Genomic DNA, 5,262 nt, shown 5'->3' with positions numbered 1-5,262 from the left:
GCGATTTCCCGTGAGATCGCCGCGCGGGGAGAGATCCCGTTTCTGCACGTATTTTCCGGCAACACCTCGGCGATCGCGCTGTACCGTCGGCAGGGGATGAAAATCCGGCGCAGCCTTCATGTGACGGTGCTGCAGAAGCGGATGTGACTGAACGATCCAGCAATCGTTGCAGCGCGGCGCCGTCGACACCGCGCCGGTCGTTCCAATCAGTCGATCCGGATCACGATCTTGCCGAAGTGTTTCTGTGTCTTCATGGCGGCGACCGCCTCATGCGCGTGGTCGAGATCGAACGCCTGGTCGATCACCGGCCGGTAGCCGTTGAGCTCGATCGTCCGGCACATCGCGTCGAGATTCGCGACGCTGCCCACGGTGATGCCCCTGACGGTGAGGTTCTTGCTCATCACCATCGCCAGCGGGAAACTCGCCGCCTGATAACCCGTGAGGATGCCGATCACCGAAATATGGCCGCCGAGTCGGGTGGCCTTGATGGCATGGGCCAGGGTTTCGCCGCCGCCGACTTCAACGACGAGATCGGCGCCTTCGCCGCCGGTGGCAGCCAGCACCGCGGCGGACCAGTCCGGCGTGGTGCGATAGTTGATCAGCACGTCGGCGCCGAGTTGTTTGGCGCGGGCCAGCTTCTCGTCGGACGATGAGGTGAGGATGACGCGGGCGCCCAGCATCCTGGCGAAGGCGAGCGCGGCCAGCGAGACGCCGCCGGTGCCCTGCAGCACGACCGTTTGCCCCGGCTGCACCTGCGCCTCGACCACCACGCTGCGCCACGCGGTCAGGGCGGCACAGCCCAGCGTCGCGATCTCCTCATGGTTCAGTCCGGCCGGCGCGCGCGCCACCGAGGCCGCCGGCAGACAGAGATGGGTCTGCAGCGCGCCGTCGACCTGATCGCCCAGCACAGGTGACATCGTCTCGCGCGCGACCGGTCCGCTTTTCCAGTTCAGAAAGAAGTTCGGAATGACGGCGTCGCCGACAGCGAACCGTTTGATTCCATCGCCCACCGCCAGCACCGTTGCCGAAGCGTCGGAGCAGGGGACGCGCGGAACCGGCAAGCCGCGGATGCCGCCGTCGATGCCGACGAGGTCGTGAAAATTGAGACTGGTGGCATGAATCGCCAGCAGCAACTCGCCCGCGCGCGGCTCGGGGATCGGGCGTTCGATCGTCGGCCCCAATACCCCGTTCCGCTCGATCTGTCGTGCCTTGCCTGTCATGCTCGCGTTCCCGCCATGTTGGCTGTGAGATGGTTTAGCTTCGTGCAAGAGATCTGCTCATTCAACCGCGCCGCCAAAATACTTCGGCTTGCCCGTGGTCCAGGTCTCGCCCCACAACTGACCGCCGCCATCCACAGTCAGCGTCTCGCCGGTAATGAATTTTCCGGAGGGCGCGGCGAGGTAGACGCAGGCTTCGGCGACATCCCAGGGCGAGCCCGCGCGCATCATCGGATTGGAGCGCGGGTACGCCGCCCGGGCCTGCGGGCTATAGACGTTCCAGCCCTCGGTCTCGATCACGCCGGGCGCTACGCAATTGACGCGGATATCGAGCGGCGCCCATTCGACCGCGACGGCGCGCGACAATCCGATCACGCCGGCGCGCGCCGCGACCGAATGCGCGATGCCGTAGAGCCCGTGCGTGGTGACGACGACGATATTGACGATGCTGCCGGGATGCTGGTGGTCGCGCCAATGCCGGGCGGCGGCCTGCATCATGTACCAGGTGCCATTGAGATTGGTGTTGATGACCGTGTTCCAGCCCTTCACGGAGAAATCAATCGCGGCTTGCGGAAACTGTCCGCCGGCGCTGTTGATGAGGCTATCGATGCGGCCATGCGCGGTCCATAATCTGTCGAACAACGCGTCGACCGCATCCGGCTCCCTGATATCGGCGACCTCGGCGGAAGCCCTGAGGCCGCGGCTCACCAGATCGGCGGCGAGGGCGTCGAGTTTCGTCTGATTGCGCCCGGCCACGACGACATGGGCGCCGAGCCGCGCCAGCAGCCAGGCGATCGCGCGGCCGATGCCGCCGGCGCCGCCGGAGACGACCATAACCTGATCCTTGAACGCATCGGCCGCGTATACCGTCGGATGCACCGCAAGCTCCGCATCGGTCAGGCCGGGCTTTGCGTTGGCTTGATCATCCATGGCGATGCCGACCCTTGTCACATCAGGCTTTGACCGTACATTAGCCGCGCGATCGAACCGAGGCAAAGAAACGAGTTGGCATGTCCGGATTATCAACCTTTCCGATCACCGCGCGCTGGCCGGCACAGCATCCGGATCGGCTGCAGCTCTATTCGCTGCCGACGCCGAACGGCGTCAAGGTGTCGATCATGCTGGAGGAGATCGGGCTGGCCTTACGAAGCGCATCTGGTCGATTTCAGCACGGACGACCAGAAGACGCCGGAGTTCCTGTCGCTGAACCCGAACGGCAAGATCCCCGCCATTCTCGATCCGGACGGACCTGGAGGTGCGCCGCCCGGCCTGCGGTGCAACGCGGGCTGCAGGTTCTGAAGCGGCGTTGAGGCCAGGCTCAGCGCTTCAGCAGTTCGTACACCACCGGGTTGTCGGCGCAGGCGCCAAAGCCGCATTCCAGCAGCGTCGAAACCACATTGAGCGCCGTCAAGCCGATCACGAGCCAGACCGCTGATGCCGCGAACGCTCCGGGCGCGGGCTGCTCAGCCGCCGTGTCTTGTTCGAACTGACGGTCGAACAGCAGGATGGCCGCGAGCAGGACGATCGCCGCAGCGAAGCCGATCAGGGCCCAGGTATAATAATGATAGCCGAACAGGGCCGTGCCGTAGCCGGCATCGCCGGGCATGATGTGCAGCAGCACCTGGCGGGTCGAAAAGGCGGCCCCCGCCACGGCGGCCAACAGCGACAGAGCGTAGTGGCTGGGGCGTGGCCCGAAGCGGACGTTGAGGATCGGGCCGATCGCGAGCACCGCGAACTGGAGGCGCTGCAGCAGGCACAGCGGGCAGGGCAGTTCGCGCAGCACGAGTTGCGCGGCAAACGCCGCGGCCAGTACCAGCGCCACCGCGTAAAGGCTGAGCGCGTTGAGGGTGATGGCGAATGCGCGGGTCATGGCGCCTCAGAACGACAGCTTGAGCGTATCGGTCGCATGGTGCAGATAGGTCGCGACGGAGGCCAACAGCACCACCGCGAACAAGACCAATGCCAGCGACCGCCGACCGAACCAGGCCACCAGCATCACGATGGTGACGGCAAGAAAAAGCGCGGTGAATTCCATCTTCGCCCCGGATGCAGGCAAACTGCAGTTACACTACAATGGGCGACCGCACAGCGCCATTCCGGAATGGATCAAAATGCCCATCACCATCTACGGTATCAAGAACTGCGACACCATGAAGAAGGCCCGCGCCTGGCTCGATAGCCACGGCGTCGCCCATGATTTTCACGACTACAAGACCGCTGATATCAGCAGGGACCGGCTGAAAGCCTGGAGCGACGAGCTCGGCTGGGAAACGCTGCTCAATCGCGCCGGCACTACGTTTCGCAAACTGCCCGATAGCGACAAGGAAGACCTCAACGAGCGCAAGGCGCTGGCCCTGATGCTGGCGCAACCCTCGATGATCAAGCGGCCGGTGCTGGATCTCGGTGGCAAATTGCTGGTGGGATTCAAGCCGGAAATCTATGCTGCGGAAGTCAAGCGGACCGCGGCGCGCAAGGCCTAGCTCAACTCGATGACATCGTCCGATGCGTGTTGGGCCGCTTCGCCGGGAACGAAGTCGAGGTCGATCACGGCCCTGACCACGCTGACGGGGGTCGTGCTGACTGTGATACCCATCAGGTTGGCAACCTTGAATTTACCTTCGATGCTGATTGCCTTGAAAGAGCCGACGATCTGCTCGACCTTGCCGCCGGTTCCGAACGGCAGCAGCAAGCGCTCATAGGAAACGTCCTTGCCGTCGGCGTCCCGCACCATCGCAATCGAGTAGATCGGCCGCCGGTGCGCCAGGCAGGCGCGATAGAAGGGGCTTACCCAGGCGTATCTCACCGGCCCGATCGCTTCGTCGAGATAGCGGTTTGTGCGCTTGTCTGGTTCGATGTGCTCGTTGCCGTAGGTCGTGGTCAGCCGCGTACCTTCCTGGGTAATCAGAAACCGGGCGCCGTCGCCTTCGCCTTCGACGTCGTATCCCATCATGTCCACGAGTTCATCTGCGATCCGCTCGGGACGGTAATCCGCCAGGGCCGGCAGGGTGCTGCCCTTGCCGAATGCGCGCAGCCACGCATTCAGCAGGTCGCGCTGCTTCACGGATCGGACCACCGAGGGATTGGCGCGCGTGAATTCCATCGCGAGGCTTAGCTGAATTCGATGACATCACCGGCCGGAATACGGCCGGGTGTGCGATGGAACAGATCGCGGTCGATGACGGTGCGAAGCCTGGCCGTAGGCAGAGTGTCGTTTCCGCGCATCAGATTCCTGATTTCAAATCCGCCGTCTTCGCAAATGGTCTTCAATGACGCGATCAGGTGGGTGACGTTGCCGGCGACCGAGAACGGCAACAGCAGGCGCTCATAAGCGACGATTCGTCCATAGCTGTCGTCGATATTGGAGATGGTATAGACCGGCAGGCGGCGGGCGATGCATTCGTGGTAGACGGGCATCACGATGGGGACCAGCCTCGGGCCGAGATACTCGTCGAGAAACCGGCCTTTGCCGGTGTGGCCGTAGGCACTGGCCATCCGCGTGCCGTCGCTCTGGATCGTCAGGCGCGGCGGCCAGCTGGCGGCATCCACGGTATAATAGACGAGATCCGGAAACTCCTCTTCGATCCGCGCGGGCTGGTACTCGTCGATCCGAGGCAGCAACAGGTCGCGGGCAAAAAGCCGCAGCCAGGTGTTCAGCAGGTCGCGCTGCTTGATCGATTTGACCACCGACGGGTTGGCGCTATCAAAATCCACAGCCGAAATCCTCAATACCAAATGCAGATCATCAGCGCCAAGCGACAAATATTCTATGAAAACGCCGGAAAGGGTCCAAACACCCTTAATGTTTGCTTTCCGACTGGGATCACAGAAGCCGGAGAACCTTCGCCGCCGGAAAGCCGGGTTCCCGGGCAATTCGACCAGCGGCCTATCGGGAGCCGGGCATTCTGCCTCCGCGTATGGCCAGCTTTCGACCTTGCGTAAGCCGGGCCGTTGACGGCATATTCCGGCCGGAGGCGGCACGTCCGGGACGGGATTTCCAAGGCGTCTGGGGAATCTGCCGGTTGGCAAGAATTGGTCATGCGCGAAG

8 protein-coding genes and 1 pseudogene are annotated in these 5,262 nt (G+C 63.5%); 3 read left to right on the top strand and 6 right to left on the bottom strand.

Translation table 11 applies throughout. The features are described from left to right. Positions 1–147 (top strand): GNAT family N-acetyltransferase (locus Q8N40_RS10795; protein ID WP_305711812.1); only part of this gene is annotated, 147 nt, incomplete at its 5' end. A 59-nt stretch (positions 148–206) separates the two neighbouring features. Here Q8N40_RS10795 and Q8N40_RS10790 read toward each other — a convergent pair. Further along, a complete protein-coding gene (locus tag Q8N40_RS10790) occupies positions 207–1,220 on the bottom strand; it encodes an NAD(P)-dependent alcohol dehydrogenase (protein ID WP_305711810.1) in 1,014 nt (337 codons plus the stop codon). A 57-nt stretch (positions 1,221–1,277) separates the two neighbouring features. Beyond that, on the bottom strand, positions 1,278–2,147 hold the full coding sequence (locus Q8N40_RS10785) for an SDR family oxidoreductase (RefSeq protein ID WP_305711809.1): 870 nt from the start codon (positions 2,145–2,147) through the stop codon (positions 1,278–1,280). An 80-nt stretch (positions 2,148–2,227) separates the two neighbouring features. Between Q8N40_RS10785 and Q8N40_RS10780 the strand changes: the two are divergent. After that, positions 2,228–2,489 (top strand): annotated as a pseudogene (locus Q8N40_RS10780) (glutathione S-transferase N-terminal domain-containing protein); the annotation flags it as partial. Between the two features lie 46 nt (positions 2,490–2,535). On the opposite strand, the gene Q8N40_RS10775 reads toward Q8N40_RS10780, so the two are convergent. Beyond that, on the bottom strand, positions 2,536–3,087 hold the full coding sequence (locus tag Q8N40_RS10775) for a disulfide bond formation protein B (protein ID WP_305711808.1): 552 nt from the start codon (positions 3,085–3,087) through the stop codon (positions 2,536–2,538). Between the two features lie 6 nt (positions 3,088–3,093). After that, positions 3,094–3,252, bottom strand: a complete 159-nt coding sequence (locus tag Q8N40_RS10770) for a DUF5993 family protein (protein ID WP_305711807.1) — start codon at positions 3,250–3,252, stop codon at positions 3,094–3,096. 76 nt (positions 3,253–3,328) lie between these two features. Here Q8N40_RS10770 and Q8N40_RS10765 point away from each other — a divergent pair, with 76 nt between their 5' ends. Then, complete coding sequence (locus tag Q8N40_RS10765; RefSeq protein ID WP_305711806.1) at positions 3,329–3,697, top strand: ArsC family reductase; 369 nt, start codon at positions 3,329–3,331, stop codon at positions 3,695–3,697. On the opposite strand, the gene Q8N40_RS10760 is transcribed toward Q8N40_RS10765, so the two are convergent. Both Q8N40_RS10760 and Q8N40_RS10755 read right to left on the bottom strand, forming a co-directional pair. Next, positions 3,694–4,317 carry a hypothetical protein gene (locus tag Q8N40_RS10760; protein ID WP_305711805.1) on the bottom strand — a complete coding sequence of 208 codons (624 nt, stop codon included), beginning with the start codon at positions 4,315–4,317 and terminating at the stop codon, positions 3,694–3,696. The two genes, Q8N40_RS10765 and Q8N40_RS10760, sit on opposite strands and share 4 nt — an antisense overlap. Before the next feature lie 8 nt (positions 4,318–4,325). After that, complete coding sequence (locus Q8N40_RS10755) at positions 4,326–4,928, bottom strand: hypothetical protein (protein WP_305711811.1); 603 nt, start codon at positions 4,926–4,928, stop codon at positions 4,326–4,328. Between the last annotated feature and the right edge of the window lie 334 nt (positions 4,929–5,262).

Source organism: Bradyrhizobium sp. (assembly GCF_030693485.1).
Taxonomy (GTDB): domain Bacteria; phylum Pseudomonadota; class Alphaproteobacteria; order Rhizobiales; family Xanthobacteraceae; genus Bradyrhizobium.
The sequence above is the reverse complement of the archived record's forward strand: the minus strand, read 5'-3'. Positions and strand labels throughout refer to the sequence as shown.

Excerpts from the sequence above, each read along its gene's own strand:
- Q8N40_RS10790 (WP_305711810.1), bottom strand. The coding sequence starts at position 1,220 with ATGACAGGCAAGGCACGACAGATCGAGCGGAACGGGGTATTGGGGCCG.
- Q8N40_RS10785 (WP_305711809.1), bottom strand. The coding sequence starts at position 2,147 with ATGGATGATCAAGCCAACGCAAAGCCCGGCCTGACCGATGCGGAGCTT.
- Q8N40_RS10775 (WP_305711808.1), bottom strand. The coding sequence starts at position 3,087 with ATGACCCGCGCATTCGCCATCACCCTCAACGCGCTCAGCCTTTACGCG.
- Q8N40_RS10770 (WP_305711807.1), bottom strand. The coding sequence starts at position 3,252 with ATGGAATTCACCGCGCTTTTTCTTGCCGTCACCATCGTGATGCTGGTG.
- Q8N40_RS10765 (WP_305711806.1), top strand. The coding sequence starts at position 3,329 with ATGCCCATCACCATCTACGGTATCAAGAACTGCGACACCATGAAGAAG.
- Q8N40_RS10760 (WP_305711805.1), bottom strand. The coding sequence starts at position 4,317 with ATGGAATTCACGCGCGCCAATCCCTCGGTGGTCCGATCCGTGAAGCAG.